Genomic DNA, 2,225 nt, shown 5'->3' with positions numbered 1-2,225 from the left:
TACGACGTCATCGTTATCGGTTCGGGCCCGGGCGGCTATATTGCCGCGATCCGCGCCGCCCAGCTCGGCCTGAAGACGGCCATCGTGGAGCGCGAGCATCTCGCCGGCATCTGCTCCAACTGGGGCTGCATTCCGACCAAGGCGCTGCTGCGCTCGGCCGAGATCTTCCACTATGCCCAGCATCCGGGCGACTATGGCGTGAAGATCGAAGGCAAGGTGACGCCGGACCTTCCGGCCATTGTCGCGCGCTCGCGCGGCATTGCCCAACGCATGAACGGTGGCGTCGGCTTCCTGATGAAGAAGAACAAGGTCGACATCATCTGGGGCGAGGCGAAAGTCACCAAGCCCGGCGAGATCGTCGTTTCCAAGACGACCAAGCCGATCCAGCAGCCGCAGGCGCCTGTGCCGAAAAACGTGCTGCCCGAGGGCACCTATACCGCCAAGCATATCGTCATCGCCACCGGTGCACGCCCGCGCGCGCTGCCGGGCATCGAGCCCGACGGCAAGCCGAAATCGCTGCTCGTCATGGGCTCGGGCGCCATCGGCATCGAATTCGCTTCGTTCTATCGCACGCTCGGCGTGGATGTGACGGTCGTCGAGGTGATGAAGACGGTGATGCCGGTCGAGGACGCGGAAATCTCCGCGCTTGCCAAGAAGCAGTTCGAAAAGCAGGGCATGAAGATCCATCTGGAGGCCAAGGTCACCAAGGTGGAGAAGGATGCCAACTCCATCACTGCCCATGTCGAGATGAAGGACGGCAAGGTCGAGACGATCACGGCCGACCGCATGATCTCCGCCGTCGGCGTGCAGGCCAATATCGAGAATATCGGCCTGGAGGCGCTGGGCGTGAAGACCGACCGCGGCTTCATCGCCATCGACGGCTACGGCAAGACCAACGTTCCCGGCATCTACGCCATCGGCGACGTTGCCGGCCCGCCGATGCTTGCCCACAAGGCGGAGCATGAGGCCGTCATCTGCATCGAGAAGATCGCAGGTCTTCCGAATGTGCATCCGATGGACAAGTCCAAGATCCCGGGCTGCACCTATTGCCACCCGCAGGTCGCCTCCGTCGGCCTGACGGAAGCGAAAGCCAAGGAGCAGGGCCGCGACATCCGCGTCGGCCGCTTCCCCTTCGTCGCCAACGGCAAGGCGATCGCGCTCGGCGAAGACCAGGGTCTCGTCAAGACGATCTTCGACAAGAAGACCGGCGAACTCTTGGGCGCCCATCTCGTGGGCGCGGAAGTGACGGAACTGATCCAGGGCTTCGTCATCGCCATGAACCTCGAGACGACGGAGGAAGAGCTTATGCACACGATCTTCCCGCATCCGACGATTTCCGAAACCTTGAAGGAAAGCGTGCTGGATGCCTATGGGCGTGCGCTGAACGCCTGAACGTGTTATCAGGCGGTCGTTGAACCCCCTCATCCGGCCCTTCGGGCCACCTTCTCCCCGGTGGGGAGAAGGGGATCATCGCAAACGTCTCGTTCTTCTCCTTCTCCCCGCCGGGGAGAAGGTGCCGGCAGGCGGATGAGGGGGCTTCGCAAGGAATAGCCTCTCGAGGAAAGTGGAATTCAGATGGTCACCATTCTCGACCGCACCAATCCCGATCCCGGCGCACCGCGCGTGCGCCATCCGGAAAAGGCCCACAAGCCGGACACGGAAGTGCTGCGCAAGCCGGAATGGATCCGCGTCAAGGCGCCGGTCTCCAAGGGCTACCAGGAGACGCGCGAGCTGGTGCGCTCCCACAAGCTGGTGACGGTGTGCGAGGAGGCCGGCTGCCCGAATATCGGCGAGTGCTGGGACAAGAAGCACGCCACCTTCATGATCATGGGCGAGATCTGCACCCGCGCCTGCGCCTTCTGCAATGTCGCGACCGGCAAGCCGAACGCGCTCGACATGGCCGAGCCGGAAAACGTCGCCAAGGCCGTCAGGCAGATGGGCCTTTCCCACGTCGTCATCACCTCGGTCGACCGTGACGATCTGGACGACGGCGGCGCGGAGCACTTCGAGAAGGTGATCTGGGCCATTCGCGCGGCGTCGCCGCTGACGACGATCGAAATCCTCACGCCCGATTTCCTGAAGAAGCCGGGCGCGCTGGAGCGTGTCGTCGCCGCCAAGCCGGATGTGTTCAACCACAATATGGAGACCGTGCCGGGCAATTACCTGACGGTGCGTCCGGGCGCGCGCTACTTCCACTCCGTGCGGCTTCTGCAGCGCGTGAAGGA

The 2,225-nt window shown here is 63.5% G+C and carries 2 protein-coding genes; both read left to right on the top strand.

Going from position 1 to position 2,225, the window contains the following annotated elements:
* Window positions 1-1,392, top strand: a 1,392-nt coding sequence (gene lpdA, locus B5M41_RS26695; protein WP_230640387.1) for a dihydrolipoyl dehydrogenase, incomplete at its 5' end; no start/stop codon positions are given.
* 183 nt (window positions 1,393-1,575) lie between these two features.
* Window positions 1,576-2,225: lipoyl synthase (locus B5M41_RS26690; protein WP_230640386.1), on the top strand; the 650-nt coding region annotated here is incomplete at its 3' end.

Origin of the sequence: Shinella sumterensis, assembly GCF_004514425.2 — a bacterium.
In the GTDB taxonomy this organism is placed as follows: Bacteria; Pseudomonadota; Alphaproteobacteria; order Rhizobiales; family Rhizobiaceae; genus Shinella; species Shinella sumterensis.
Note: the sequence above shows the minus strand (reverse complement) of the source record. Positions and strands in the feature narration are given on the sequence as shown.